Consider the following 26,324-nt stretch of genomic DNA (forward strand, 5'->3'; position numbering starts at 1 on the left):
AAAAGATAAAATAGTTTCTACTTATTAGTTTTTTTCATTTCCCTAAATACGTATAAAGAGGCTATTACAATAACCCCTCCAAGCAAAACAAGGCTTCCATACGCAACCTCTTTATGGGCTGACTCTCCAGCCCCGAAAATATATCCTATCATCAGCATAAATCCAACCCATATAAGATTTGCCGAAAAAGTCAGAGGAATAAACCAGCGAAGAGGCATATGGGAAAGCCCCGCCGGAATAGAGATATACTGTCCAAGACCAGGAGTTAAGGGAGCTAAAAAAGCCGAAATTTTTCCATGTTCTTTCCAAAATTTAGTAACTTTTTTAATAACGGGCTTGTCTTTTAAAAATCTGTTTACTATCCATTTTGCCAAAAAATAATTAATTAACGCCCCGCTTAAACTGCCCAACGCCCCGCTAAACCACAAAAGCAAAAGATTTTTTTCCCCTTTTGCGGCAAGGTATCCTGCAGGCAGCAAAACAAGTTCGCTTGGCACCGGAATAAACGTACCTACCAAAAGCATATAAAAATAAACTCCTATATATCCTATAGAATTTGCAAAATTAACCAAAACATCTATTATATGCTCAAGCATTTAATAACCTATAAATCAAATTCCGCTATAACAGGAACATGGTCTGAAGGAGTGGGTTTTCTTTTTCTTCTAACGGATGTCAATATTTCTATATTTCTGAACTTTTCAAAAAGAGGCTTTGTAACCAAAATATAATCAAGTCTTAAACCTTCGTTTTTATACACGGCCGCCCCTCTATAATCATAAAATGTAAAAACTTTTTCGTTTGGATATACTTTTCTTATTATATCGATAAACCCTATATCCAAAAATTTAGACATAATAGCTTTTTCTTCGGGGAGATGCGTTACTTCCCCCTCCCAAATAACCTCATCCCAAACATCAAGCTCGGTATGGGATATGTTAAAATCTCCACATATCAAAACTTTGTCTTTACTTAAATCAAACCTTTTAAGCCACTCAAAAAGCTTATCGTAAAAATACATTTTATACTCAAACCTCTCCCCGTAGTTATCCCCAAGAGGAGCATAAATATTGATAATATGAACTCCGTTTACAAATGTATAAACAAACCTCGGCTCGTTAAGTTCTCCATCAAACCCTTTTTGAAATTCATCTATAGGGTATTTTGAGCAGGTGGCAACCCCGTGAAGCCTTTTTTGTCCATGGACAACACACTCAAAATTTCCGTCAATTACAGGAAATTTTTCATTTTCAACCTTTATCTCCTGCAAACATAAAACATCTATATTATATTCATTTACAAGACTTTGAACAATTTCAAGCCTGCTTCTTATGGAATTTACATTAAACGTACAAACTTTCATAGTCCCATTTTTCCGGGATTTAAAATTCCGTTAGGGTCAAAAGCCTCTTTTATTCTTCTAAACAGGTTAAGTTCAGCCTCGCTAAAAGCTATTTTCATAAAAGGAGCCTTGCTAAGCCCTATTCCATGCTCTCCGCTTAATGTCCCCCCCATATCCACAACAGCTTTAAATATCTCTTCTACGGCTTTATACCCTTTTTCGACTTCCTTAGGGTCATTGCCGTTTACCATTACGTTTACATGAATGTTTCCATCTCCGGCATGACCAAAACACGGCACAACCAAATTATATTTTTTACCGATTTCTGTAATTACCCTAAGAGCCTCAGGAAGTTTGCTTCTTGGCACCGAAATATCTTCGTTTATTTTTTTACTTCCGTAAATTGTTATTGACTGACTTGCGTTTCTTCTGGCATACCAGATTTCGTTTGCCTCTTTTTCATCGCGTGCTATTTTAAACTCTTTACATCCGTTTTTTTTAAAACTTTTTTCAAGAATTCCAAGCTGATAATTTATCTCTTCTTCGACGTTTCCGTCAACGTCTCCTATCAAAAGAGCCCCCGCCCACTCAGGCAAATTTACCCCAAGTTTTTCCCTTAAGGCTTTTACCACAAGCGAATCCATAAACTCCATAGCAACAGGCATAGCCCCGGATGAAAGAGATTTATAAACGGCGTTCATGGCATCCTCAACATTTTCAAAAATTCCCATATAGGTCTTTTTAAGACGCGGTTTTGGAAGAAGTTTTAGAGTGATTTCCGTAATAACAGCCAACGTCCCTTCGCTTGCTACCAAAATCCCGGCGACATTATACCCCGCTACGTCTTTTATTGTTCTTTTTCCAGCTCTAATTATATCTCCGTTTGGAAGGACCGCTTTTAAACTCATAACATAATCTTTTGTAATTCCGTATTTTGCCGCTCTCATACCCCCTGCGTTTTCACTGACGTTTCCACCGATTGTTGAATAATCCATACTCGCAGGGTCGGGCGGATAAAAAAGCCCCTTTTTTTCAACTTCTTTTTGCAAATGGGCGTTAATAACTCCCGGCTGGACAACAGCCACCATATCTTTTTCATCAATTTCCAATATTTTATTCATATACTTCTCAACAGCTAAAACAATCCCGCCGTTTACCGGTAAAGCCCCTCCGGTAAATCCGCTTCCAGCCCCTCTTGGAATTACTGCTATTTTATTGTCGTTGCAATATTTTAAAATTTTGCTAACTTCTTCTTCGTCTTTTGGAAATACAACTGCATCGGGATAGTAATGCTCTTTTGTGGCGTCGTATGAATACGCCCTTAAATGGATTTTATCCGTTTTAATATCATCTTCGCCTACAATATTTTTTAAAGCTTTTATATGTTTAGCGTCTATCATGTTAATCCTTTATAAAACGTTTATAATCTACAGGTTCTATATCAAAATTTTTGAAATATGTAAAAAACGCTCTTTTATAATGTGCGGTTATAGGCGTTTTTTTCGTTTTTATGGCATAAAAACTGAAAGAATCAACTTCGTATATTTTATCTAAAACAAAAATAATTCTTCCTATATTCATCTTTTTGGAAAAGTCAATAAAATCACTCTTTTCTACTTCCCCGTCCAAAAACGCCGCAAAAACATCCGGCGAAACAACGGTAGCATTTTTATACAGCTCTTTTACTTTAAGATATACTTCCTGATTTGGAGCTATAATTAAAATTCTGTCATAATCTTTTGCAAAAACAATTTCATCTCCCGCCTTTGGAAACACCACAGGAAGAGCGTAAGCATCGTTTTGAAAATCATCCACCGGATAAAAAGAGACCTTTTTACCAAACGAAACAGCCCTTGCACATATTATTTTTTCGTTCATATAAGGACATAAAACTATCCCGCTTACCCCTTTTTTGACAAATACGCTTATATCTCCGCTTTTACCGTAAACTTTGGTAAGCTTAACTTCTGCCCCAAATAATAACACTCCTACAAACAGTACAAAAAATATCCTCATTAACAGACCTTTTTGATAAAATTATATCAAATAAACGGTGGTCTCAATCAATAATCTCTTTTAGTCTCTCCTCTTTTTCAACCAAAAGCTCCTCAATCGTCTTTGGCATAGAAAGATAATATCCCTGAAGTAAATCAACTCCTATTTCTTTTAAAATTTCAACCGTATCTTCATCTTCTACAAACTCGGCTACCAGATGTAAATTAAATTCTTCTCTAAATCCGGCAATAATTTTTACGGCTTTTTTTAAAAACTCATCGTCTTTAACATTCTTAATTAGCGTACCGTCTATTTTTAAAACCCTTATCATATTTTTTCTAAGCAGATTAATTACCAGCAATATGGAAGAATAACCGCTTCCAAAATCGTCTACGGCAAAGTAAGTCTTATTTTCTTTATGGATTTTCTCAATAAGCTCCAGGTTTTCCACAAAACGCTGTTCGGTAAGTTCTAAAACAATATCTATATCTAAAAAATCAATCACCTGTGTCAGCTTTTTAATATAATTTTCATCTTTTAAAGCTTCAAAAGATATATTTAAAAAAACTCTGTTGGTAACTTGTTTAACAAGTTCTTCTTTTTCCAATACTTTTTCCAAAACTACCGTATCAAATTCGCTTATTTTCCCCATTGAATAAATATGGTCTATAAACATTCCGGCAGGAATTAATTTATCTTGTTCGACTATCCTGCCAAGCGCTTCTAACGAAAAAATCTTTTTGTTTGCCGATTCAAAAATAGGTTGAAACACAACGTCTATTTCTTTATTTTCAATTTTTTTTCTTATATAATCTATATTTATCTGCTCTTTTAACCACTGTTCTAAATGATTTTCCTTATTGTTTATAACAATATTTCTACCGCTGTTTCTAGCTATTTTCTTTAAATAGGAAAAATAATTTATCAAATCTTTAACTTTTATCTGAGAAAACTTATCAAGTATAATTCCTAAAATTAACGCGTCAAAAACAACCTTCTCATCATTTATTATTATTTCGGAATTAATAATATCATAAATATCTTTTATCTCTTTTTCAAACTCTTTTAAATCTATATCTTTTGCCAAAAAATAAAAATCGTTGCTAGACCCTTCTATAATTAAAAAATCTTTTTTATTCTTATATCTGGATTTAAGCCGTTTAAAAAGCTCCTTTTTAGCCTGAGTAACAACATTTTCATTAATAAGCTTATTTAAAGTTTTTAAATTTTTTAAATCTATTACCCCTACATAAAGCGTTTTACTTTTAACTAAAATTTCTATTAAATCAAAAAAACTTTTCTCTATATTGGCAAAAGTAGAAATATAAAGCTCGTTAAGAGTGTTATAGAATTTTAAAATCTGCTCTTTTAAATCCTTAAACACAAAATAAGACTCCGCATAATAACCTCTTTTATAAAAGACATAAAAAGAGTTTGAAAGCATATGAATAAGATTGTGCAAATCATGAATATAAACGCATAAATTAACATCCAGACATATCATTAAAGACTCAAGATAAGCCAAATATTCTTTAAATTTACAGTGTTTACTATCAACCAGAGGGTATTCGTCTATTTTATCATATTTAACTGCATTTACTATTTTATCAATCCATTTATTATGAGCCTGAAAAAGCAAAAAATCGTGCTTTTGCTTTTCAAGCAGCAACTCTTTTAAAGACAAAATCTCTTTTTTAATATAAACCTTGGCTGTGATATTTAAAAGAGTGTCAAGTTTGCTTTTAATCTTTTCATCTTTAATATCGGTTTTTACAAGCCCAAAAGCGCGGTAAACAATCGAATAAGGAAGATTTATTTTTTTATAAAATTCATAACACACTTTTTCGTCTATTGTATCGGTTGATAAATACTCTTCAATAATCTCAGCAACTTTTTTTAAATCAACATCTTTAAAAGAGTTTTTAACTATTTCATCTTCTAACAGTTTTTTAATTAAAAGTTTTTCCAATTTCATTTTTCCGTCCTATCCCATATTTTTCTCTTTTAAAACTTCAACTTCCGTATTATCTTTTTTAAAGAACATAACAACTCCTTTTTTTATAACTGACTGACTAAACGTATTCAACAATAGAGCAAATTCTTTACTTTATTTAATCAGTATTTACAATTGTATAAGAAGAATTAAAAAAAGTCAATGACCAATGTCAATGAAATATACAAAGCCAAAAGGGGGGGGTAGAAAAAGTGTTTATTTGTTAATCAGACCTGTTCTATTTTTATCTTATCGGTATTGAAGTGCTTTTTCATCTCTTCTTCTATTGCATAAAGAGTCACAGCCCCGCTCGCACACGTAGCACAGGCTCCAAGATATTTTACATATACTTTGGTAATACCGTCTTCTTCTCTAATATCCACAAGCTCAAGACTTCCCCCATCCATTGCAAGCATAGGTTTTATTTTTTTATCCAAAAACTCTTCTATCGCTTTTATCTTTTTAATCAGACTCATTTTTTCAAAATCTTCTGCTGTAGCGGCTTCGTTTAGTTTTTCTTTTTTCATCTGTTCTTGAACTTCTCTTATAATATCCACAAGATATACGTCTCTTTCTTCATGACCACCCGGAGCTACGCAGCTTTTGCAGTATTTCCCTGCATCGGTGTATTTTTGAAGCTCTTCAACCGTTTTTACATTGTATTTTCTGACAATATCTTCTATCTCTTTTCTCGTAACCCTTGCACACTCACACACAATTTCGTCATCTTTTAAATCTTTTACGTCTTTTCCTTTATATTTCGCCGCCGCTTCCATAATAACATCATAAGCCATAACGCTACAGTGCATCTTTTGAGGAGGAAATGCCGGTTTATCAGGTTCGTCTCTAAGGGCTTTTTCTACATCAAGATTTGTAACTTTCATAGCTTCATCTACCGTTTTTCCTATTGTCAGTTCTGTCATAACATCACTTGAAGCAATTGCCGTCCCGCATCCGAAACTTTTAAACCTTGCATCTATTATTTTATCGGTTTTCGGGTCAACCAGCCAGTAAAGTCTTACGGCATCACCGCATGCTTCGCTTCCAAAATCCGCCACAACAAGTTTGGCATTTCTTTTTTTAGCATCTTCTTCTGTAAATTCTCCTAAAAATTTGGGATTATTCATTCTTTCAATTACTTTATTTGAATACTGCTCCCACACATTCCCTGTTATTAAATCACCTCTTCCCATTACTTCTCCTTTTATTGCGGTTTTACTTTTGCATATGTCATTGAAATGCTTCTGAGCCTTTCAACAATTTTAGGCAAAATTTCTATAACATAATCTATCTCTTCTTCGGTTGTAAATCGGCTAAGAGAAAAAATAATTCCGGTATGAGCAATTTCCGGGTCTTCCCCTAATGCTTCAAGCACTTCACTGCCCTCTAATCTTTCACTGCTGCAACTGCTCCCCGTAGCGGCATATATCTTATGCACATTCAAATCCCATAACATCGCCTCACCTTCTATTCCTTTAAAAGAAGCCACAACCGTATTTGGCAGGCGGTATTTTTTATCAACATACGTTTTGGTATCAGGGATTTTTAAAATAGCATCTTCCAATTTATCCCTAAGTTTAGCAACTCTGCCATACATTTCATCAAGATAAGCGTTTGCCAACTTCAAAGCTTCCGCCATAGCGATAATTCCGTTTAAATATACGCTTCCTCCTCTTTTACCGCCCATCTGGTTACCGCCGTGAATAAGATTTACAAAAGGGGCTCCCTCTTTTACGTATAAAGCTCCCACTCCTTTTGGTCCGTGAAACTTATGAGCACTGAATGTAAAATAATCGACTCCCAAATCTCTTACGTTAACCTTAGCCTTTCCAATCGCCTGAGCACCGTCGCTGTGAAAAGGAATATTGTATTTTTGTGCAATTTTGGCAATCTCTTTTATAGGCTGAATAGCACCGCTTTCGTTTGAAGCAAAAAGCACGCTTATAAGGGCTGTATCTTCTCTTATTGCGTTTTCAACATCTTTTGGATTTACTCTTCCGTTTTCATCGGTAGGCAGATATGTTACCTCCATTCCGAAAGTTTTAGTATAAGCACAGGTGGCTTTTATTGAAGAATGCTCGGCAATAGTAGTTATTATATGTTTTTTACCGCTGCCTTTTAAATATAAATCAAGAAATGCTTTTATAACTGTATTATTACCTTCGGTTGTAGAAGAAGTTATTATTATATCATCTTCCTCCGCCGCTCCGATTCCCGGATATAAAATATCATAAGCTTCATTTAGTTTTTTTCTGGCTTCAATTCCTAAATCATAAATTACATTAATATTTCCAAAATATTTTGTAGCCTCACAATATACTTCTTTTACTTCATCATCCATAGGCGTAGTCGAATTATTATCGAGATAAACCATTTATTCTCCTTCTAAGTTTTACCTATTTTACTGAAAAAAAGAAAAAAAAATTTGATTTATATCAAGAAATTAAGTTTTTTTAAGAAGTTTTTGTAAAAGTGCTTGAAGTTTTAGCCACATTTTATGAGGCATAAGAGGAAATCCGCTGTAAACTCCCGGCTCTTTTATTGTTTTAGTAACGCCACCTCTTGCGGCTATAGTGGTAAACGGAGCTATTTCAAGATGTCCGGCAGTTGCGGCCTGACCTCCCATTACCACGTTTCTGCCAAGTTTTGTAGAGCCGGAAAGTCCAACTTGTGAAACTAAAATAGAATATTCCCCTATTTCGCAGTTATGCCCGATTTGGACCAAATTATCTATTTTTGAGCCTTTTTTAATTCTTGTTTCTCCAAATACGGCTCTGTCAACCGTAGTGTTTGCCCCAATTTCCACATCATCTTCAATTACAACACGGCCTAAATGATAAATTTTAATATGTTCTCCAGTTTTTGTATGCGCATATCCAAAACCGTCGCTTCCTATTACGCTACCTGCGTGAATTTTTACATTTTTTCCTATTTTTGTGTCTCTGTAAATTGTAACATTCGGATATATAACGCTTCCTTCTTCTATTTCCACATCGGGACCAATACTAACGTGAGGCATTATTGTTACGTTTTTTCCTATTTTTACACCTTTTGCTATTCTTGCGCTAGAATCAATTTTGGCACTAAAAGCCGCTTGATATCCACCATCAACCCAGGGTTCTTTAACAAAATATTTTGTAAGTAAAGCAAGTTTCAAATACGGCTCATCCGTAATAAGGGCAACTGTTTTATGCGAAAGTTTTGAAGCATCCTCTTTTCTTATTAAAACAGCTCCCGCTTTAGTATCTTTTAAAAACTTTGCATACTTAGGGTTTTCCAAAAAACTTATTTCTCTTTCGTTTGCGTCTTGAAGCGTATTAATCCCTGTAATTTCTTTATCTTCTTTTAAACCACATTCTATTTCTAAGATTTTACATATTTCACTAAGTTTCATTAAGAGCCTTTTTAATTTCTTCTTCTTGTAAACCAAACTCTTTAGCAACTTTTTCAACAGGAATATTAAATTTTTTAATTATCACTATCGCATCCTGTATTTTTGTCCTTTTTTCAGCCTCACTCCAGGCCTCACTCCAGGCTTCACTCCAAGCCTCATTCCATCCTTTTTTATATAAAGGGTCTGTTTTCGGGTCTAATACTATAGGCATTTTCTGCTCCTTATAAAACTCTTCTAATTTATTATACACTTTTGGCCTTAATCTTGCAAGAATAAAAAGCTTTTTTAAATAATCCAATCTTTTTTTATCAGGTAACGATAAAAGACGCGAAGTTATCCTGTTAAGCAAACTAACTTCATCATTAATATTACACAAAATCGATATTAAATTGTCTTCTATACTTTCACTCTCTATTAAATACTTACAGTCCAAACTTTGGATATCAAAAATTTCATATCTATAACTTATATTTTTTCTTTTATAAAAGTTTTGCATTTTTAATTTTTCATTTCCCACATATAAAACGACTTGAATAGGAAACTTTTTATATTTCTCTTCAATTAAAAGAGCATAAAAAAGCATTCTTCTTGGCATAGTCTTATCATTAATCGATTGAATTTCTAAATGAAAAATATCTCCGTTTTGAAGTTCAACTAAAAAATCAGCTATTCTTTCTTTTACGGAAGGAAAAGAGGGATTAAGCGGCCTTTTTATTTCCTGGTTGGTTAAAAGTTTTATAAGATTTACAGGAACTTCCGAAAAAATTTCTCTTAATGTTTTGTCATAACTACCTTTCAATTACACTAACCCCGCTTCTTACAATCTCAAGGTTTTTAAATTTAGTTTGCATTGCTTTTAAAAAATTATCAATTCTGTTAGGTCTGTCAACAACGCTAACTACAACGCTTTTATCATTTACATTTGAGATATGTCCGTTATAACACCTAGCAAGCGCGTCAATATCGGCAAGGTTATCGGTAACATCTTTTAGAGAAAATTTAACCATCGCCATCTCTTTTTCGATAAAATCATCGCTCTCAATTACTTTATACACCGGAATTAGTTTATAAAGCTGTTTTACAATCTGTTCAAAAATTTTAGGGTCGCCTTCACTCATAATCGTCATTCTACTAAATTCGCTGTTTGGAATGGGAGCAACTGTAAGGGATGTAATATTATAACCTCTTGCGGCAAACATATTAACCACTCTTGCCAAAACCCCGTGTTCGTTTTCAACTATTACGCTGATTATTCTTTTCATTTGTCTTCCTTAAATACAAGCATATTTTTTAAAGGACTGTTTGGAGGCACCATTGGAAGTACGTCTTCGCGTCTGTCTACCTGAACGTCGATAAACGCAACTTTTCCTGAATTTAACGCATCGTTAAACGCTTTTTCAAATTCATCTTTTGTTTTTACTCTGTATCCAACTCCCCCCATACTTTCGGCAAGTTTTACAAAGTCCGGCTGAACGTCGCTGAGGTCCGTTTCAGATAATCTGTCATCATAAAACATTGTCTGCCACTGCCTTACCATTCCAAGATAGTTATTGTTTAATATAATATTAATTACAGGCAGTTTATATCTGTATCCTGTCAAAACTTCCTGAATATTCATCATAATGCTTCCATCGCCCGTAAAGTTTATAACCACTCTATCTTTTTTTCCTTCTTTTGCTCCAAGGGCTGCAGGAAACCCAAATCCCATAGTCCCAAGCCCACCGCTTGTTAAAAGCTGTCTTGGATACGTAAACGGATAAAACTGCGCCGTCCACATCTGATGCTGACCGACATCTGTGGAAATTACGGCATTTTCAGGTGCAAGTTCCCCTGTTTTTTCAATAACCCACTGAGGTTTTATCACCTCATCAGAATCGTTATAAGTTAAAGGATAAAGTTCCTGGTATCTGTTTAAAATTTCTCTCCACTCCTCATATCTGTTTGAATCAATCTCTTCAAGCAATAGAGGCATCATATCTTCAAGAACCATTTTGACATCACCAACTATCGGGTATTTAGTAGGAACGACTTTTCCTATCTGGCTAGGGTCGATATCTATATGGACTATGTCGGCGTTTTTTGCAAATTCATCGATTTTACCCGTAACCCTGTCATCAAACCTTGCCCCAAGAGAGATAATCAAATCGGCGTCATTCATAGCCATATTTGCCGCATAACTTCCGTGCATTCCTACCATTCCAAGAAGATAAGGACAGTCATGTCTTAAAACACCTCTTGCCATAAGTGTTTCAACAGAAGGAATTTTTGTAAATTTTACAATCTCCCTTATAAGCTCATAAGCCCCGCTTATTACGCTTCCCCCGCCGATGTAAAATACCGGTCTTTTTGCTTTTTTAATAGCTTCAACCGCTCTTTTAATAGCTCTTTTATTACCTTTATATGTCGGCTTATAAGTAATCAGTTCGATTTTTTCCGGATATTCAAATTTTGCTTTTGCTACCGTTACATCTTTTGGAATATCTATATGAACGGGTCCCGGACGGCCCGAACGTGCCAAATAAAACGCTTCTTTTATGATATATGCCAAATCATTTACATTTTTTACCAAAAAGTTATGTTTTGTAATAGGTCTTGTAACTCCCACAGCGTCCACTTCCTGAAAAGCATCCGTACCAATTGCAAAAGTCGGCACCTGTCCTGATATTACCACTAAAGGAATTGAATCGGTATAAGCAGTGGCAATTCCCGTTACGGCATTTGTAAGCCCCGGACCGCTTGTAACCATTGCAACCCCGACTTTTCCGGTAGCCCTTGCGTATCCGTCCGCCATATGAACGGCACCTTGTTCATGTTTTGTAAGGATATGCTTAAACTTATCCTGCTTATATATTTCATCATAAACGTTCATAATAGCCCCGCCCGGATATCCAAACACCACTTCCACATTCTCTTTAATTAAACTTTCAATTACTATCTGAGCGCCTGTTAATTTCATATATCGCCTTTTTTACTGGAATTATAACCAATTTTACACCCTTCAATAGCAACCCCTTCTCTAACCCCGTCATCACAAACAATACACTCTTTATATTTGGTAATTTTAAAAATCTCTTTAAAAATCATTATACCGCTGACAATCAAATCCCCCCTGCCAACTCCTACCAACTCTTCCCTTTTTTTCATTTCCATTTTCAAAAGTTTTTCCATCCAGTAATCCAAATCTTCTGGAGTTATAACAGTCCCGTTTATTTTCTCAGGGTCGTATGTTTTATAATTCATTCCTTTTTTTAAAGCCGCAATAGTTGTAGGGGTTCCGCTGCTTGCCGTAAAGATTTTTGGCTTTTTATAAGCGTTAAATACAAAATCTATAAAATCTTTAAATTTAGCCACCTCTTTTTTTACGGCGATTTTTATAGCCTCTGGCGTTTTGTATTTTTGAGTAAGAGTAACTATCCCTATTTTATAACTTTTTGAAACCAGGTCATTTTTATGTTTTAAAATAAGCTCGGTACTCCCCCCGCCGATATCCACCAAAAAGAAATTTCTAGAATCATAACCGCATTTTTCCAAACAGTTTTCAACAGCTAACGCTACATATTTAGCTTCTTCCTGAGAAGAAATTATTTTAAACTCAACCCCAGTGGCTTCTTTTATTTTTTTAATTACCTCATCTTTATTTTTTGCCGCTCTTAAAGCTTCGGTAGCTACCGCTATAATCTTATCATCAAAACCGATTTTCTCTTTTGCTTCATTTATCGCTTTAATTATCCTCTCAACTGCCTCAGAAGAAATCTTTTTAGTTTCAACCAGTTTATCGGCCGTTTTTATAATTTTTTCAAATTCTACAACTTTTTTATTTTCTTCACAGTCCCATTTAACTACTCTTATCGTATTGCTTCCTAAATCAATTGCTATCATACTACTCCCTTACCTGTCCGTCACCTAAAATTTTATATTTGTAGGTCGTTAAATCATCAATTCCCATAGGACCTCTTGCATGAAGTTTGTTCGTAGAAATTCCAACCTCAGCTCCAAACCCGAAAACTCCACCGTCTGTAAATCTTGTTGAAGCGTTTACATAAACACACGCACTGTCAACTCTGTTTAAAAATTCTTCTGCAGCTTTATAATTTTCTGTAACTATAGCGTCACTGTGACCTGAGCCGTATTTTTCTATATGTTCAATCGCGTCATCAAAATTATCCACAACCCTGATTGAAAGAATTTTGTCAAGATATTCAGTATGCCAGTCTTCTTCGGTTGCAGGTTTTATATCGATATATTCAAGCGTAATATCACATCCTCTAAGCTCAACCCCTTCACTCTCCATCATCTCTTTAATTACAGGCAAAAATTCACCCGCTATTTTTCTGTCCACAAGCAGTGTCTCCATTGCATTACAAACTCCGGGGCGCTGAACTTTTGCGTTAAATGCGATTTTCGCTCCTTTTTTTAGGTCCGCGTCTTCATGGATATAAACGTGACACAAACCTTTATCATGTTTTACTACAGGGACTTTTGCGTTTTCGCTTACAAATTTAATTAACCCTTCCCCTCCTCTTGGAATAATTAAATCTACATATTTATCCTGTTTTATAAGCCATTCAACCCCGCTTCTGCTGTAATCGGGAAGAAGTGTAATCATATCAACTGGAAGTTTATTTTTTTCAAGAACCCATCTTAATATTTCAATAATTACGGCATTTGAATGAAACGCTTCTTTTCCTCCTTTAAGGATGCACGCATTACCGCTCATTAAACAAAGCCCTGCCGCATCGCTTGTAACGTTTGGGCGGCTTTCATAAATAATACCGATAACCCCGATTGGAATTTTTACCTTTTGAATTTCAAGACCGTTGTCTATTTTCCATCCGTCAATCACTCTTCCCACCGGGTCTTTTAATTTGGCAATATCCCTTAAAGACTCCGCCATAGCTTTTATTCTTTTTTCATTAAGTAAAAGTCTGTCAATTAAAGCATTTGATAAATTCGCTTCTTTTGCATATTCAAGGTCTTTTTTATTTGCCTCTATAATTTGATTTTGATATTTTTCAATCCTATCGGCCATTTCGTTTAAAAGTTTTCTTTTAACTCTTCCATTTAATGTAGCGGCTACACGACTTGCCTCTTTTACGCTTTTTAAAATCTCTTCCATAATTTCCCCTTTTTTTCTAAAATTATAACATTTATGTGTTACATTTTTTCACTATTTTAATCTCTTATTTATACAAATCGTAACATATCTTTTTCAATCTAAGATATAATTCAAATAAAAAAGGAGCCTTTATGAGCTTAGATAAAGTTTTTGATATCGTTATAATCGGTGCTGGACCTGGGGGAATAGCAAGTGCCATTGAGGCAAACTTAAAAGGAATAGAAAAAATATTAGTTTTAGAAAAAGCGGATAATCACTCTGATATAATTAGAAAATTCTATAAACCTGGAAAAAGAATTGATAAAAACTGGCAGGGAAAAAAATTCGAATTTGAAGGTAACGTAACTTTTGAAGAGTGTTCAAAAGAAGAATATCTTGAACAAATGGAGAAAAAAATCCAAGATGCCGGCATTGCTGACAAATTTAAATACAATCATCACGTTTATGGAGTTGAAAAAAACAGTGACGGAATTTTTGAAATCGGAGCTGATAATGAGCTTGGCGTAATTCAAGCAAAAAATGTAATTGTAGCAATCGGTAGAATGGGTAAACCAAACAAACCTGGATATAAATTCCCTCCAAAAATCAGACCGAGACTAAATTTCAACCTTGATAAAGTTCAACCTGGTGAAAAAGTTCTTGTAGTCGGCGGTGGGGATACAGCCGGAGAATACGCATACGGACTTGTTGATATGGATATCGGATGTGATGTAACATTAAACTACAGAAGACCTGAAATTGTGAGAATGAACCCTACAAATAAAGAAATTGTTGAGAGATACATAAAAGAAGGTAAAATCCACTCAAGACTTGGAGTAGATATTGACCACGTTGAACCTGTCGAAAATGACGATGTAACGCCTCCAAGAGTAAAAGTAGTTTATAAAGACGGAACTGAAGAAATTTTTGATAGAATTGTTTATGCGCTTGGTGGGACAAGTCCTGTAGATTTCCTTAAAAACTGTGGAATTAACCTTAATGAATGGGGTGAGCCTGAATATAATGAAGAAACAATGGAAACAAACGTTCCGGGACTTTATACAATCGGTGATGTTGTAACAAGCCAGGGAAGTATAGCTTTAGCATTTAACCATGCTTATAGAGCAGTTAACGATATAGCTAAAAAAATGGGGAAATAACCCCTTTTTTTATTTTTTATCTTCAATTATTTCTACTATTTCCACATCTATTATATCATCGTCATTTTGTTTTGTATACCGATATGTATGAAAATTTTTAGAAGGAAACAGCTTTTTTGCAACCCATCTGGCAAACGGCTCCGTTAAAAATAGAATTCCCAGAATATCACTAAAAACACCTGGAATTATAAGTAAAAAAGCGCCTATTAATCTAAATAACCCGCTTGTAACAAACTCTTCTTCGCTGATTTCTCTTTTAATAACCCTCTGCATTTCAACAGCTAAAGAAAAATGGAGGTTTCTTATAATATAAACTCCTATTCCCGCAGTTACCAACACTTCCAGAAAAAGCCCAAAAGGCGTAAAAACATTTGCAAATTCATAACTAAAAAGTATTTCTAAAAAAAGATACGTCAAAAAATAAATCAGTCCCATTGTTTTCTCTTTAAATATTTTTTTATTTTTCTAAACAGCTTGTCAAAATCAAGTTCCCCTTCACATTCATCTATTTTAACTTTAAGTTTACCTTCCGTAAAATCGCCTACTTTTTTATATTTTCCGTTTTCCAAATGATAAGCTTTTACTTTTAAAATATTCGGATATACCAAAAACAGCCACTCAACCCCTTCTTTTTCATAAATTTCAAATTTAACATGCTCGTCCCTTTTAATAGTAGAAGGTGAAATAACCTCCGCTATCGCTTTTGGGGTGTTTTTTATAAACGAATAGATATCTTCCCTGCATACAACCGCAACATTGGGTTTTAATACAGTCTCTTCATCAACGATATAATCCTCTTCAATCATAACAAAACACTCATCGCACTCTTCTACAATCTCTTCTAAAAGTTTATAAAACATACCGCTTAATATCTGATGAATACCAACGGGGCTTGGTGCCATAGCAAGAGGCACTCCGTCAATCAGTTCCCAATCCCCTTCCCATTTTTTATAATCCTCATACGTATAAGTTTCAACATACATTTTTTTCCTTTAGCGGTTAATTGTCTCCATTATTTTTTCAAGAACCATATCTTTATCTACCTCAAACTTCTCTCCCGTTTTTCTATTCCTAACTTCCACTTTGCCGTCTTTTAGCTTCTTACCTACAATCACACCCACAGGAAATCCGACAAGCTCAAAATCGGCAATTTTTGGACCGAATCTCTCAGCCCTGTCATCAAGAATGGTTTTTACACCAGCAGCGTTTAATTTTTCGTAAAGTTCTTCTGCAAAACTTAACTGCTCTTCTTTTTTAACATCTCCTACTATGATATCAACAACAAAAGGAGCTATCTCTTTTGGCCAGATAATACCTTTATCATCGTGGTTTTGTTCTATTGCCGCGGCTATAAGGCGACTTACCCCAATTCCGTAACATCCCATAATAAAAGGCTTCGCTTTTCCGTTTTCATCCAAAAACGTAGAGTTCATAGGCTCGGAATAAACGGTGCCGAGTTTAAAGATATGCCCAACTTCAATACCTTTCGTTATTTTAAGAGGAGCTCCGCATTTTGGACACTTATCCCCTTCTTTTACAGCCGCAATATCCCTGTAAACTGTCAGGTTTCCAAGCAGATTCGCATCAAGAAGCCCCGCACCTTTTATATGATAATCTTTTTTATTAGCACCGCATACAAGCTCTTCTGCCATTCTTAAATCATCATCAATCACATATTTTACATTGCTTGGAAGTCCAAAAGGCCCTATAAATCCCGGCACAAGTCCGGCACTTTCAAGTTCTTCTTCGCTTGCGTCCACAAGCTCAAGAGCTCCGATTGCGTTTTTGGCTTTTGTCTCTTCTAAGCTGTCAGTGCCTCTTACGAAAAATACTACAATTTCTTCTTTTCCGTCATCAAAAACAGCCTTTTTAGCCACGGCTTTTACGCTGAAATACGGGTCAATTCCTAAAAATTCACACACTTCTTCAATTGACTTTTTATCAGGTGTATAAACTTCTTCGATTACCTCCGTTTTTACCGGGTTTTCTCTTTTTTCATGTTTTCTTGTGGCTACCTCGATATTCGCCGCATAGTTACATTCGCTACATACCACAATATCATCTTCTCCCGTATCTGCAAGCACCATAAATTCTCGGCTGCCACTTCCACCAATGGCACCACTGTCAGCCTCAACAACCCTAAAATCAAGCCCCATTTTTTTAAAAATATTTTCATAAGTTTCTTGCATAAGATTAAATTCTCTATCCAAATCCTCTCTTGTAGCATGGAAAGAGTATGCGTCTTTCATAATAAATTCGCGGCCTCTAAGGAGCCCGAATCTTGGTCTTGCTTCGTCTCTGAATTTTAAATTGATTTGATATAAATTAACCGGCAACTGTTTATAGCTTTTAATTGTGCCTCTTACCAAATCTACCACGCTTTCTTCATTTGTAGGAGAGAGCACAAATTTTTGCCCTTTTCTGTCTTCAATTCTAAGAAGCTCATCCCCGTATTTTTTAGCCCTTCCTGTCTCTTCCCAAAGTTCATAAGGTGTAACGAAACTTAGCATTACTTCCTGCGCTCCGGCTTTATCCATCTCTTCTTTTATAATGTTTCTTATGTTATCAAGCACCATTTTTCCAAGAGGCGCAAAATCATATATTCCTGCCGCCACCTGTTTAATATATCCGCCTCTTACTAAATATTTATGACTAGCAACTACAGCGTCTTTTGGTGCTTCTTTTAATGTATATGCAAAAAATCTACTCCATCTCATCAAATCTCCTTTACGTATTCTGCTTTTTTACTTTTTGGAATCGTTTTTGTTTCCGGTATTTTTAACACTTCATATTTTTTAATTCCGTTTAAATAGTGAATTTCTATTATGTCTCCCACTTTCACGTCTTTAGCCGGTTTTGCTTTTTTGCCGTTTATAAAAACCACGCCTTCTTTACACATTTCATCCGCAATTGAGCGGCGTTTTACTATGTTTACAGCATTTAAAAACTTATCAATTCTCACTTTTAACCTTTATATGTTATAATTTCAAACAATCGCCTCAGTGCGCTCCCCTTATGGGGTAAAGCCGATTAATTCTCCAAGCTTTAACTTTATCTTTTTAAATTCGCTTCTGCTGACACGCCCCATTCTGTATTTAAGGCGTTTTGAATCAAGTCCTCTTATCTGGGATAAAAGCACCGTTGATTTTTCCCCATCAAACTCAAAATTATAATAAAACTTTCCTTCTCTACATTTTCTGGTAAGAGGAAGCCCAAGAAAATATTCGTTATTAAATTTTTTAAGTACCAATATCGCTCTTAAAAATTCAGGTTTTTCACCTCTTTCATCACCGCTTTCTTCATGTCCTATATTTTTTCCAAGATAACACATAAAAACATCGCGCTCATTGAAATTCGGCGCTTTTCTTTTTGTTAAATTTTTCTTTATTTTACACCATCTGCCAAAATTATCCAAGCTGTCCTTTCTTTTTTGCTAAATTATATCAAAACATATTATAATTTCATCAAAAAGGATAGAAATGAAAGTAGTTTTAGCATATTCTGGCGGACTTGACACAAGTGTTATTTTAAAATGGCTTCAAGATAAATATAATGCAGAAGTTGTAACATTCACGGCAGACATCGGTCAGGGCGAAGAAGTAGAAGAAGCAAGAGAAAAAGCATTGAAACTTGGCGTAAAACCCGAAAATATTTTTATTGAAGACTTAAGAGAAGAATTTGTTAGAGATTATGTCTTTCCTATGTTTAGGGCAAACGCTATTTATGAAGGCGAATATCTTCTTGGGACTTCAATCGCAAGACCGTTAATTGCAAAAAGACAAATTGAAATTGCAAAACAGGTTGGAGCTGAAGCCGTAGCACACGGAGCTACCGGAAAAGGTAACGACCAGGTAAGATTTGAGCTTGCTTATTATGCACTAAAACCTGATATTAAAGTTATAGCTCCTTGGAGGGAGTGGGATTTAAATTCAAGGGAAAAACTCCTTGCATATGCCGAAAAACACGGAATTCCTATTCAAAAACACGGAAAAAAATCGCCATATTCAATGGATGCAAACCTTCTTCATATTTCATACGAAGGCGGCATTTTAGAAGACCCTTGGGCTGAACCGGAAGAGGATATGTGGAGATGGACAAATTCCCCTGAAAAAGCACCGGATAAACCGGAATATATTGAAATTGAATTTAAAAAAGGCGATGCGGTAGCAATTAACGGCAGTGCAATGACACCCGCAAAAATTCTTGAAACGCTAAACGAATACGGAAAAAAACATGGTATTGGAAGAGTTGATATTGTAGAAAACAGATTCGTAGGTATGAAATCCCGCGGATGTTATGAAACTCCTGGAGGCACTATTCTTTTAAAAGCCCACAGAGCAATTGAAAGCATTACACTTGATAAAGGTGAAGCTCACCTAAAAGATGAAATAATGCCTAAATATGCAGAGCTTATTTATAACGGATTTTGGTTTTCACCTGAAAGAGAAGCTCTTCAAAAACTTATAAACAACACTCAAGAAAACGTAGAAGGTACTGTTAGACTAAAATTATATAAAGGAAATGTTCAGGTGGTTGGAAGAAAATCTCCAAAATCTCTATTCAGTCCGGAATTTGCTACTTTTGAAGAAGACAGCGTATATAATCAAAAAGATGCCGAAGGTTTCATTAAACTTAATGCTCTTAGATTTATTATCGAAGGATATGTAAGAGGAAAGGATAAATAATTTCCTCTTATTTGCAACCGCTTTTATAAAGATATCCCAAAGGAGTTAAATTTATTTGAATACACTCCATACATTCTGTATCTTTACAAAGTCTGATTTTTGCATCGGAAGTTAATAACTTTCTGTCAATAGGATTATAATCTTTTCCATCTCCTCTTTTTCCCTCATATAAAAACACTTTTCCAAAATTATCAAACAGAATTTTTATATAACCGTCTTTTTTTCTGCCATAAGAAGAAAGCATTTCTACCCGTTTAATACCGTATTTTTGAGTTAAATCATATTTTACGTTTCTCATTTCACTTCTTTTATAAATATAAGTATCCCCGCCATAAATATAATTCCCCTCAAAATCTTTTGCGAGTTCATGTTTTAAAGAGCCTTTAATAACCTGCCTGTCAAAGTTAGCGCTTCTTTTAGCCGGTTTATCGCTAAATACGTAATAAATAATATGTTTAATCCCGTTTTCTTTATCCGTCGCAAATTTAAACTGCCACCTCTGTTTAAACCAGTATTTACTTCTATCAATCTCTTTTTGAGAAGAGTCCTTTGGAAAAGGAGCGTACATATCCTCGCTTAAAGCCAAAAGCTGGGTAATTTTCAAATCTCTTATAACCTGATTTGCTGCAATATCCAAAGAAGCATTTATTTTTCTAAAAGAAACAGATACGATTAAAATAGAAATAATAACGATTACTATAATAAGCTCAAGAAGGGTAAAAGAAGGAAGAAAACGTTTGATTAAAGTTCTTCCGCTTTATCAACTTGATAAAGAATGTCATCCCAAGGATGTCTGTACATTGGCATTCCAAGTCTTTTTTCATCAAGAATATGTCCGATAAACCCGATACTTCTTCCTAAAATAAAGAATGCGTTAAGAGTACCGCTTTCGATAAATTCTTCGATTTCTTTCTCAGTATATCCTAACGCTCTCCACATATCAACCATTAAGATACCGATAGTACCATCAACATTTAAAATTAAATTTTCTTTTTTAGCCGTTGTCTCTTTTTCCACTTCTAAAGCATAATCAAGCAGCGGAGTTGCCGGGAAAAATTCTTTTGCATATTTTTTAAGTCCTTCAACTCTTTTATCAGGATTTCTTACAGATTTAATTCTATGTCCAATACCTGGAATTGGAATACCCTGTTTTTTCATATATGCTAAAAATTCTTTTGGGCTCATTCCATTGTCATGCGCATATTTAAAATATTTAGCGGCACCGTCAATCGCACCACCGAATCTTGGACCGATTGTAAGAAGACCAGTTACAAGAGATTCAACTACGCTTTTTCCAGCTCTTGCCGTAACTTTAGCGTTATGGGCACCTGATACGGCAGGACCATGGTCAGCAACTGTTTTAATAACAGTTTCAATAAAATCTGTAGCCCATTTCGGATATCTTTTTTTGAACCAAAGAAGTGTAATAACATCACCAATGCTATACCCAGTATCGGGAGTTGCAACTTGGCTAATTGGAATACCGGCATATACAGCTTCTTCTCCTCTGTCATCAGAAATAGTACATACGAAGTTTCTTGGTTTTCTGATTTTTCCAGCTGCGAGGGCTTTACTGTAATCTTCTGGCATAGGAGGCACTTCTGGCTCTTCAATATCTTGAATAACCCCCTCACCTTTTAATTGCTCATAAACACCTCTAATTACATGAGGTAAATCGTTAAAGTTATCAGGTACATGAATACCTGCCTCTTTCATGGCCCTATTTTTAGCTTCAGCAGTTTCTTCGTCAGCATTTGCACTAGCACCCGCGTGACCGAATTGAACACCGCTTGAGAAGTGTTTGGCAATAGTACCGATACACCATCCGATAACTGGTTTAGTGATTTTACCTTCTTTAATGGCTTCGATGATTTTATATTCTTCTCTACCACCAACTTCTCCAAGTAAAATCATATATTTTACTTTTGGATTTTTTTCCATTCTAAGCATATGGTCGATAAATGTAGAACCTACAAATCTGTCACCACCGATAGCAACACCTTCAGCAATTCCGTCGGCGTTAAGAGCAATAATGTTGCTAAGTTCGTTAAAAAGCCCTCCGCTTCTTGTAACAAGTCCCGCACTTCCGGCTCTGTGAAGTTTAGATTTTACGATATTTTCTATTGTACCACCGATGTTTGCTACTTTAAACGCTCCTGGAGCAATAGCACCGACAGTAGCAGGACCGATAATTGTAACGCCTTTTTGTCTTGCTTTTTTATTCATAAGTCTTGCAAGTCTTTCAGGAATACCCTCAGCAGTAATCATAATTACTCTGAACTGGTCCATATCAAGAGCTTCATTTGTTACGTCATAAGCTGTTCTAAATGATGCAAAGTTAAGTAATACATCGGCATTAGGATGATTTTTTACAGCATCTGCCGTATTTCTATAAATTGGAATCATAACTTCATCTGTTCCAAAGAAAAACTTCTCAAATTTAGCTGAGCTTGTAGGTGCTACAATAGCCGCCACTGATGGTTTTTCTCTTTTAATAATATAATCATAATCAAGCATTCTTTGGATTGCTGATTTATTGTTGTTCCAGAAAATCGCTTGTGTATCCCTTGTAAATAATTCGTTAGCCATTATTGCTCTCCTTTTTTATCATCTTCTAGTGCCATTCTTACAATATCTGTAATATGAGTTTCAGGTCCGTACACTTTAATTGGAAGCCCGAGTTTTTCCGCTGCTTCTTTGATATCTTTAAGACCTTTTTCATAGTTTGGACCACCACGTCTAACATAAATTCTAACACCTACGTCTTTCATTTTATCAGCGTATTTTTCAAATGCCTGAATAATACCTTTAAATGTTTTAGCAACATCTGTGAAGTTGGCAATCGCCCCACCGATAATTAATATTTTATCTCTGCCTTGAGGGTCTTTATCCCTGGTCATTAAGTCAAGTACTGTTTCAGCATAAAATCTTGTCTCATCGGTTGTAGGACCACCTGAATATTCACCGTAATTTGCAAGTTCCGCAACTCCTCCGGCCATATCGGCAATTGTATCGGCATATACAACAGAAGCACCTCCACCCGCTACTAGCGTCCAGATTCTTCCCATAGGATTTAAAATTGTAAGCTTTAATGAAGCACCGCTTTTAGCATCAGCTTCTGCAATGGCTTTTTCTTCCGGAGATTTTTCAGGCATTCCAAATGGAGTCGGGAATTCAATATCACCCCATTTATCTTTCATCATAAATCCGGCAGTATCGTCAAGTCTTGCAACCAAATCAAGTAAATAAACATTATTCCCCTGAATTACAAGAGGGTTAATTTCAAGATATGCAAAATTTAAATCTCTGAAAAATTTATAAAACTGCTCTGCAAATGTAATAAATCTTTCTTTGTTTTCTTCAGGAATATCTGCTGGCACGTTTGCTCTTATAAGATGTTCTATATTTGCATCATCCATATCAACTGGAATTTTAACTTCAGTAACTTTATCCCAGTTTTCTTCAACCTCCATACCGCCGTGAGCAGACATATATAAAACATCATAATTTTCATCAAGCGTAGTTGCAGCAATATAATACTCTTCCTCTTCACTGTGCGGTGTAAAAGGCTCAACAATAAAATGAGTCAGTTTCCCTTTTTGTCCGCTAAGAAGCGTTACATCGTGACTTCTTTTTTCATCAATCCATTTTGCCGCATCTTCTAAAGTAACGTCTCCCGGTTTATTTACTTTGAAAAGTACCAGATTGTTTTTACCTCTTTTACCAAAAAGCATATCAGGTTTTGCTACAAGAGATTTTTCATTTAGCCATTTATATTCCGGTTTTTTTGCCAACCCTCTCAATTCTTCTCCGCTTTTTACCAAAACACTTTCAAACGGATAATTCAATCCGCTGAAATAATTTTCCCAGTTTTCTTTAAAAAGTCTTTTTCCGTCATATTCGCGTATCGGTTTTTGAGCCATTAATACTCCTTAAATTTTAATTTTAAAAATTGTAGCATTATTACTTAAATGATTAAGAAGTTATTCCCGTAATATAAAAAATTTTTTTACAAAATGTTTAGTTTTGAAACATCTATTTCATAAATTTTCTTTTTATTGTGAAAAATCGAAACTAAATTTTTCTTTTTTTCATAAAAAAGATAATACTTATTTCCTTTTTTCAAACCGTAAAAATATAATGCCCCACAAAAATATTCGTTATTACATTTTACATTATCAATTCTTTTTTGTTTAAGCTTACTGCTAAGAGGCCTAATAAAATAGAAACTTCCACTAAGTCCCCTTGCAGGGGTATATCTGTTCAAAAAAAGAGCTATATCAAATATTACAAGAGTAGTGAAAAGAAAAACAAACAAAATTCTATACCATTTTCTAAAAACCGGAAGCCTTACTCTATAAGAACTCAAAAAAATTTTAACCATAAAAATTACATAAGGCAACACATACGGAGCAAAATCATCTATTTTTATCCGTTGTCTGAACGAAAGTAAAATAGAAAGAAAAAAAGAAAACACAGAAATAAAAAAAATTATATCTTTTCTGAAAAAAAAACCTTTATAAAGGGTATACAAAAAATAAATAAAAACAAAAGGAGAAAATATAAGAATATAAGTTCCTAAAACATCTAAAAAATAGCCTCTTGGTTTCCCTGTTATCCTGTAATCAAAGAAATTTGCGTTTACAGCAAGCAAAATAAGGACAAAAAATAAAAATTTAGTGTCTTTTTTATAAATGGCAAAGAAAACAAGAGCAAAATAAAGAGAAATAAAACTGTAATCCAAAAAAACATACAGAATAAGAAGAAGATAAGAAAAAAATCTGTAATGCTTATAAAAATAGATAAACAAAAGAGTACAAAAAATAAGATAAATAGATTTATTTACTATAAGAGAAGAAATAATAAAGCCGGGAATAAGCAAAAAAATTACAAGATTAAAAAAAATATCACTTCTTTTTTCAAAATAATCTTCAGAAATTTTTAAAAACAAAACCGAACTTAAAAAACTTATTACAATCTGAGGAAACCTTAAAGCAAAATCATTATGTCCAAATAAAGAAAAAGAAAAATGTAAAATATATTTAAGCGGCCAAAAATACTGAATACTTTTAACTTCAACTATTGAAAAAGATAAAAACTCTATTCCATACCATAACAAAAAAGAGTAATAAAAAAAGAGAAGAAGAAAAATTCTCATAACTTTAAAAAATTATCTATTATCTCTTTACCATACTCGCTCATAATCGATTCGGGATGAAACTGAACTCCGTAAATGGGTTTGTCTTTTACTCTTAAAGACATAATCTCTCCATCATCCAGACTAAAAGAAGTAGGAATAATATTTTTAGGCAGATTATCGGGATTTACCACTAAAGAATGATAACGCGTAACTCGAAACTCCTTAGGCAAATCTTTAAAAATATCGTCTTTTAAAGTAACTTCTATTTTACTTGTTTTTCCATGCATAAGATTTTTTGCTCTTATAATTTCTCCTCCAAAAGCGTAAGCTATAGACTGATGCCCAAGACAGACGCCAAGAATGGGCTTTTGCACTCTTTTAATCACGTCAACACTTACACCGGCCTCTTTTGGAGTAGAAGGACCGGGAGAGATAATAATTTTTTCGGGATTTAACTTTTTAATTTCTTCCACACTTAATTCGTCATTTCTTATAACTTTTAAATTAGCTCCGAGTTCCAGGCAATATTGAACGATATTATATGTAAAACTGTCATAATTATCTATCATTAAAATCATTAACTGCCTTTTTTTTAAAAATTATATTAAAATTTCAACAAAAAGGGAATTTAGACAATGAACCTTAAAGAAAAACTAAAAGACAGGTTAATAACCTTAGAAACAACACCTCCTAAACTTCCTACATTAGACCCTATGCTGGAAAAACTGGAAAAAAGCAAAGCTTATAAATATGTAGACGGATTTTCCACAACCGACTGCCCTTTAAGCAAATTAAAATACAACTCTATTATTGCGGCATACAGAATTCAACAAAAATTCAATAAACCGGTAATTGCCACTATGAGTATGAGGGATAGAAACAAAATAGCACTTCAAAGCGATTTACTTGGAGCAAATGATTTAAATATTACCAATATTCTAGCTTTAACAGGAGACCCTGCAAAAATGAGCGACCAACCCAACACCAAAGGAGTAGTGGAAGGAAGCAGTATTTTGCTACTTGAAATTATAAGGGCTTTTAACAACGGAATGGATTACAGCGGTAAAGAATTTAAAATAAAACCAAAACCAATCATCCCTTTTGCTGTTACCAACTCATACGCCAGAAATTTTTCTACCATAGAAAAAAAAATGTATAAAAAAGTAAAAAACTACGCATCCGCCATTATAACCCAACCCGTTTACGATATGGAAATAGTAGATAAAATGCTTGAAATACGAGATAAAATAAGAAAAGAATTTAATGATGAAAGAAAAGAATTTGAAATCATTTTCGGATTTTTCCCTATTACAAAACTTAAAACTGCACAGTTTTTACATTCACATGTTCCAGGAATATATGTACCGGATAACTGGATAGAAAAACTAATTAAAGCCCATAAAATATCTCAGAATGAAGAATATAAAGTAGGATTGGAACTGAGTAAAACTATTTTTAACAAACTTTTAAAAAAACATCCTAAAATTCATATAATGACCGCAAACAGATTTGAAATAGTC

General features: G+C 34.5%; 26 protein-coding genes. 3 read left to right on the forward strand and 23 right to left on the reverse strand.

Annotated elements, in window-relative coordinates:
• Positions 1–17: 17 nt before the first annotated feature.
• The 13 genes from ACXJH6_RS01885 to ACXJH6_RS01945 form a co-directional block, all read right to left on the reverse strand.
• Positions 18–596: a DedA family protein gene (locus ACXJH6_RS01885; RefSeq protein WP_456470075.1), complete on the reverse strand. Its 579-nt coding sequence runs from the start codon at positions 594–596 to the stop codon at positions 18–20.
• An 8-nt stretch (positions 597–604) separates the two neighbouring features.
• On the reverse strand, positions 605–1,363 hold the full coding sequence (gene xth, locus ACXJH6_RS01890) for an exodeoxyribonuclease III (protein WP_456470076.1): 759 nt from the start codon (positions 1,361–1,363) through the stop codon (positions 605–607).
• A complete protein-coding gene (locus ACXJH6_RS01895; protein WP_456470077.1) occupies positions 1,360–2,742 on the reverse strand; it encodes an FAD-binding oxidoreductase in 1,383 nt (460 codons plus the stop codon). Before ACXJH6_RS01895 ends, xth begins: the two co-directional genes overlap by 4 nt.
• A gap of 1 nt (position 2,743) precedes the next feature.
• Positions 2,744–3,358 (reverse strand): plasminogen-binding N-terminal domain-containing protein, encoded by a 615-nt coding sequence (locus tag ACXJH6_RS01900; protein WP_456470078.1) that lies wholly within the window; start codon positions 3,356–3,358, stop codon positions 2,744–2,746.
• A gap of 43 nt (positions 3,359–3,401) precedes the next feature.
• Complete coding sequence (locus ACXJH6_RS01905) at positions 3,402–5,312, reverse strand: EAL domain-containing protein (RefSeq protein ID WP_456470079.1); 1,911 nt, start codon at positions 5,310–5,312, stop codon at positions 3,402–3,404.
• Between the two features lie 245 nt (positions 5,313–5,557).
• Complete coding sequence (locus tag ACXJH6_RS01910; RefSeq protein WP_456470080.1) at positions 5,558–6,523, reverse strand: iron-sulfur cluster assembly scaffold protein; 966 nt, start codon at positions 6,521–6,523, stop codon at positions 5,558–5,560.
• A gap of 11 nt (positions 6,524–6,534) precedes the next feature.
• Positions 6,535–7,704 carry a cysteine desulfurase family protein gene (locus ACXJH6_RS01915; RefSeq protein ID WP_456470081.1) on the reverse strand — a complete coding sequence of 390 codons (1,170 nt, stop codon included), beginning with the start codon at positions 7,702–7,704 and terminating at the stop codon, positions 6,535–6,537.
• Between the two features lie 69 nt (positions 7,705–7,773).
• Positions 7,774–8,724 carry a UDP-3-O-(3-hydroxymyristoyl)glucosamine N-acyltransferase gene (lpxD, locus tag ACXJH6_RS01920; RefSeq protein ID WP_456470082.1) on the reverse strand — a complete coding sequence of 317 codons (951 nt, stop codon included), beginning with the start codon at positions 8,722–8,724 and terminating at the stop codon, positions 7,774–7,776.
• Positions 8,714–9,523: an RpnC/YadD family protein gene (locus ACXJH6_RS01925; protein ID WP_456470083.1), complete on the reverse strand. Its 810-nt coding sequence runs from the start codon at positions 9,521–9,523 to the stop codon at positions 8,714–8,716. The genes lpxD and ACXJH6_RS01925 overlap by 11 nt, the downstream gene beginning before the upstream one ends.
• Complete coding sequence (gene ilvN / locus ACXJH6_RS01930) at positions 9,513–9,986, reverse strand: acetolactate synthase small subunit (protein ID WP_456470084.1); 474 nt, start codon at positions 9,984–9,986, stop codon at positions 9,513–9,515. Before ilvN ends, ACXJH6_RS01925 begins: the two co-directional genes overlap by 11 nt.
• Entirely contained in the window at positions 9,983–11,680 is a 1,698-nt protein-coding gene (locus ACXJH6_RS01935) for an acetolactate synthase large subunit (protein WP_456470085.1), read from the reverse strand. The genes ilvN and ACXJH6_RS01935 overlap by 4 nt, the downstream gene beginning before the upstream one ends.
• Entirely contained in the window at positions 11,677–12,603 is a 927-nt protein-coding gene (locus tag ACXJH6_RS01940) for a Ppx/GppA phosphatase family protein (RefSeq protein WP_456470086.1), read from the reverse strand. The genes ACXJH6_RS01935 and ACXJH6_RS01940 overlap by 4 nt, the downstream gene beginning before the upstream one ends.
• A 1-nt stretch (position 12,604) precedes the next feature.
• Positions 12,605–13,840 (reverse strand): glutamate-5-semialdehyde dehydrogenase, encoded by a 1,236-nt coding sequence (locus ACXJH6_RS01945; RefSeq protein ID WP_456470087.1) that lies wholly within the window; start codon positions 13,838–13,840, stop codon positions 12,605–12,607.
• 131 nt (positions 13,841–13,971) lie between these two features.
• Between ACXJH6_RS01945 and ACXJH6_RS01950 the strand changes: the two genes are divergently transcribed.
• The gene (locus ACXJH6_RS01950) at positions 13,972–14,979 is read left to right on the forward strand and encodes an NAD(P)-binding domain-containing protein (protein ID WP_456470088.1); all 1,008 of its coding nucleotides are present in this window, start codon (positions 13,972–13,974) and stop codon (positions 14,977–14,979) included.
• Positions 14,980–14,988: 9 nt separating this feature from the next.
• Here the strand turns inward: ACXJH6_RS01950 and ACXJH6_RS01955 are convergent, their stop codons facing one another.
• The 5 genes from ACXJH6_RS01955 to ACXJH6_RS01975 are packed head-to-tail and all read right to left on the reverse strand — an operon-like array spanning position 14,989 to position 18,394.
• Entirely contained in the window at positions 14,989–15,414 is a 426-nt protein-coding gene (locus ACXJH6_RS01955; RefSeq protein ID WP_456470089.1) for an FxsA family protein, read from the reverse strand.
• Complete coding sequence (locus tag ACXJH6_RS01960; RefSeq protein WP_456470090.1) at positions 15,405–15,962, reverse strand: Uma2 family endonuclease; 558 nt, start codon at positions 15,960–15,962, stop codon at positions 15,405–15,407. Before ACXJH6_RS01960 ends, ACXJH6_RS01955 begins: the two co-directional genes overlap by 10 nt.
• 9 nt (positions 15,963–15,971) lie before the next feature.
• Positions 15,972–17,696 carry a proline--tRNA ligase gene (locus ACXJH6_RS01965; RefSeq protein ID WP_456470091.1) on the reverse strand — a complete coding sequence of 575 codons (1,725 nt, stop codon included), beginning with the start codon at positions 17,694–17,696 and terminating at the stop codon, positions 15,972–15,974.
• Complete coding sequence (locus tag ACXJH6_RS01970) at positions 17,696–17,941, reverse strand: RNA-binding S4 domain-containing protein (RefSeq protein ID WP_456470092.1); 246 nt, start codon at positions 17,939–17,941, stop codon at positions 17,696–17,698. Before ACXJH6_RS01970 ends, ACXJH6_RS01965 begins: the two co-directional genes overlap by 1 nt.
• 51 nt (positions 17,942–17,992) lie before the next feature.
• Positions 17,993–18,394: a type II toxin-antitoxin system PemK/MazF family toxin gene (locus ACXJH6_RS01975; protein WP_456470093.1), complete on the reverse strand. Its 402-nt coding sequence runs from the start codon at positions 18,392–18,394 to the stop codon at positions 17,993–17,995.
• A gap of 64 nt (positions 18,395–18,458) precedes the next feature.
• Between ACXJH6_RS01975 and ACXJH6_RS01980 the strand changes: the two genes are divergently transcribed.
• The gene (locus tag ACXJH6_RS01980) at positions 18,459–19,664 is read left to right on the forward strand and encodes an argininosuccinate synthase (RefSeq protein WP_456470094.1); all 1,206 of its coding nucleotides are present in this window, start codon (positions 18,459–18,461) and stop codon (positions 19,662–19,664) included.
• Positions 19,665–19,671: 7 nt separating this feature from the next.
• Here ACXJH6_RS01980 and ACXJH6_RS01985 read toward each other — a convergent pair whose 3' ends face one another.
• The 5 genes from ACXJH6_RS01985 to ACXJH6_RS02005 form a co-directional block, all read right to left on the reverse strand.
• Complete coding sequence (locus tag ACXJH6_RS01985) at positions 19,672–20,301, reverse strand: hypothetical protein (protein ID WP_456470095.1); 630 nt, start codon at positions 20,299–20,301, stop codon at positions 19,672–19,674.
• Positions 20,302–20,405: 104 nt separating this feature from the next.
• Positions 20,406–22,253 carry a citrate/2-methylcitrate synthase gene (locus ACXJH6_RS01990; protein ID WP_456470096.1) on the reverse strand — a complete coding sequence of 616 codons (1,848 nt, stop codon included), beginning with the start codon at positions 22,251–22,253 and terminating at the stop codon, positions 20,406–20,408.
• Positions 22,253–23,587, reverse strand: a complete 1,335-nt coding sequence (locus tag ACXJH6_RS01995) for an ATP citrate lyase citrate-binding domain-containing protein (protein ID WP_456470097.1) — start codon at positions 23,585–23,587, stop codon at positions 22,253–22,255. Before ACXJH6_RS01995 ends, ACXJH6_RS01990 begins: the two co-directional genes overlap by 1 nt.
• Positions 23,588–23,673: 86 nt before the next feature.
• Complete coding sequence (locus ACXJH6_RS02000) at positions 23,674–24,822, reverse strand: glycosyltransferase family protein (RefSeq protein WP_456470098.1); 1,149 nt, start codon at positions 24,820–24,822, stop codon at positions 23,674–23,676.
• Positions 24,819–25,382, reverse strand: a complete 564-nt coding sequence (locus tag ACXJH6_RS02005) for an anthranilate synthase component II (RefSeq protein WP_456470099.1) — start codon at positions 25,380–25,382, stop codon at positions 24,819–24,821. The genes ACXJH6_RS02000 and ACXJH6_RS02005 overlap by 4 nt, the downstream gene beginning before the upstream one ends.
• 57 nt (positions 25,383–25,439) lie before the next feature.
• Between ACXJH6_RS02005 and ACXJH6_RS02010 the strand changes: the two genes are divergently transcribed.
• On the forward strand, positions 25,440–26,324 hold an 885-nt coding region (locus ACXJH6_RS02010; RefSeq protein ID WP_456470100.1), incomplete at its 3' end, for a methylenetetrahydrofolate reductase.

This window comes from Caminibacter sp., from assembly GCF_053999135.1.

What these genes read in the sequence shown, in the direction of transcription:
- ACXJH6_RS01910 (WP_456470080.1), bottom strand. Translation starts at nt 6,523, where the DNA reads ATGGGAAGAGGTGATTTAATAACAGGGAATGTGTGGGAGCAGTATTCA.
- ACXJH6_RS01895 (WP_456470077.1), bottom strand. Translation starts at nt 2,742, where the DNA reads ATGATAGACGCTAAACATATAAAAGCTTTAAAAAATATTGTAGGCGAA.
- xth (WP_456470076.1), bottom strand. Translation starts at nt 1,363, where the DNA reads ATGAAAGTTTGTACGTTTAATGTAAATTCCATAAGAAGCAGGCTTGAA.
- ACXJH6_RS02005 (WP_456470099.1), bottom strand. Translation starts at nt 25,382, where the DNA reads ATGATTTTAATGATAGATAATTATGACAGTTTTACATATAATATCGTT.
- ACXJH6_RS02000 (WP_456470098.1), bottom strand. Translation starts at nt 24,822, where the DNA reads ATGAGAATTTTTCTTCTTCTCTTTTTTTATTACTCTTTTTTGTTATGG.
- ACXJH6_RS01900 (WP_456470078.1), bottom strand. Translation starts at nt 3,358, where the DNA reads ATGAGGATATTTTTTGTACTGTTTGTAGGAGTGTTATTATTTGGGGCA.
- ACXJH6_RS01950 (WP_456470088.1), top strand. Translation starts at nt 13,972, where the DNA reads ATGAGCTTAGATAAAGTTTTTGATATCGTTATAATCGGTGCTGGACCT.
- ACXJH6_RS01885 (WP_456470075.1), bottom strand. Translation starts at nt 596, where the DNA reads ATGCTTGAGCATATAATAGATGTTTTGGTTAATTTTGCAAATTCTATA.
- lpxD (WP_456470082.1), bottom strand. Translation starts at nt 8,724, where the DNA reads ATGAAACTTAGTGAAATATGTAAAATCTTAGAAATAGAATGTGGTTTA.
- ACXJH6_RS01980 (WP_456470094.1), top strand. Translation starts at nt 18,459, where the DNA reads ATGAAAGTAGTTTTAGCATATTCTGGCGGACTTGACACAAGTGTTATT.
- ACXJH6_RS01940 (WP_456470086.1), bottom strand. Translation starts at nt 12,603, where the DNA reads ATGATAGCAATTGATTTAGGAAGCAATACGATAAGAGTAGTTAAATGG.
- ACXJH6_RS01965 (WP_456470091.1), bottom strand. Translation starts at nt 17,696, where the DNA reads ATGAGATGGAGTAGATTTTTTGCATATACATTAAAAGAAGCACCAAAA.
- ACXJH6_RS01945 (WP_456470087.1), bottom strand. Translation starts at nt 13,840, where the DNA reads ATGGAAGAGATTTTAAAAAGCGTAAAAGAGGCAAGTCGTGTAGCCGCT.
- ACXJH6_RS01990 (WP_456470096.1), bottom strand. Translation starts at nt 22,253, where the DNA reads ATGGCTAACGAATTATTTACAAGGGATACACAAGCGATTTTCTGGAAC.
- ACXJH6_RS01960 (WP_456470090.1), bottom strand. Translation starts at nt 15,962, where the DNA reads ATGTATGTTGAAACTTATACGTATGAGGATTATAAAAAATGGGAAGGG.
- ACXJH6_RS01935 (WP_456470085.1), bottom strand. Translation starts at nt 11,680, where the DNA reads ATGAAATTAACAGGCGCTCAGATAGTAATTGAAAGTTTAATTAAAGAG.
- ACXJH6_RS01915 (WP_456470081.1), bottom strand. Translation starts at nt 7,704, where the DNA reads ATGGTTTATCTCGATAATAATTCGACTACGCCTATGGATGATGAAGTA.
- ilvN (WP_456470084.1), bottom strand. Translation starts at nt 9,986, where the DNA reads ATGAAAAGAATAATCAGCGTAATAGTTGAAAACGAACACGGGGTTTTG.
- ACXJH6_RS01955 (WP_456470089.1), bottom strand. Translation starts at nt 15,414, where the DNA reads ATGGGACTGATTTATTTTTTGACGTATCTTTTTTTAGAAATACTTTTT.
- ACXJH6_RS01995 (WP_456470097.1), bottom strand. Translation starts at nt 23,587, where the DNA reads ATGGCTCAAAAACCGATACGCGAATATGACGGAAAAAGACTTTTTAAA.
- ACXJH6_RS01905 (WP_456470079.1), bottom strand. Translation starts at nt 5,312, where the DNA reads ATGAAATTGGAAAAACTTTTAATTAAAAAACTGTTAGAAGATGAAATA.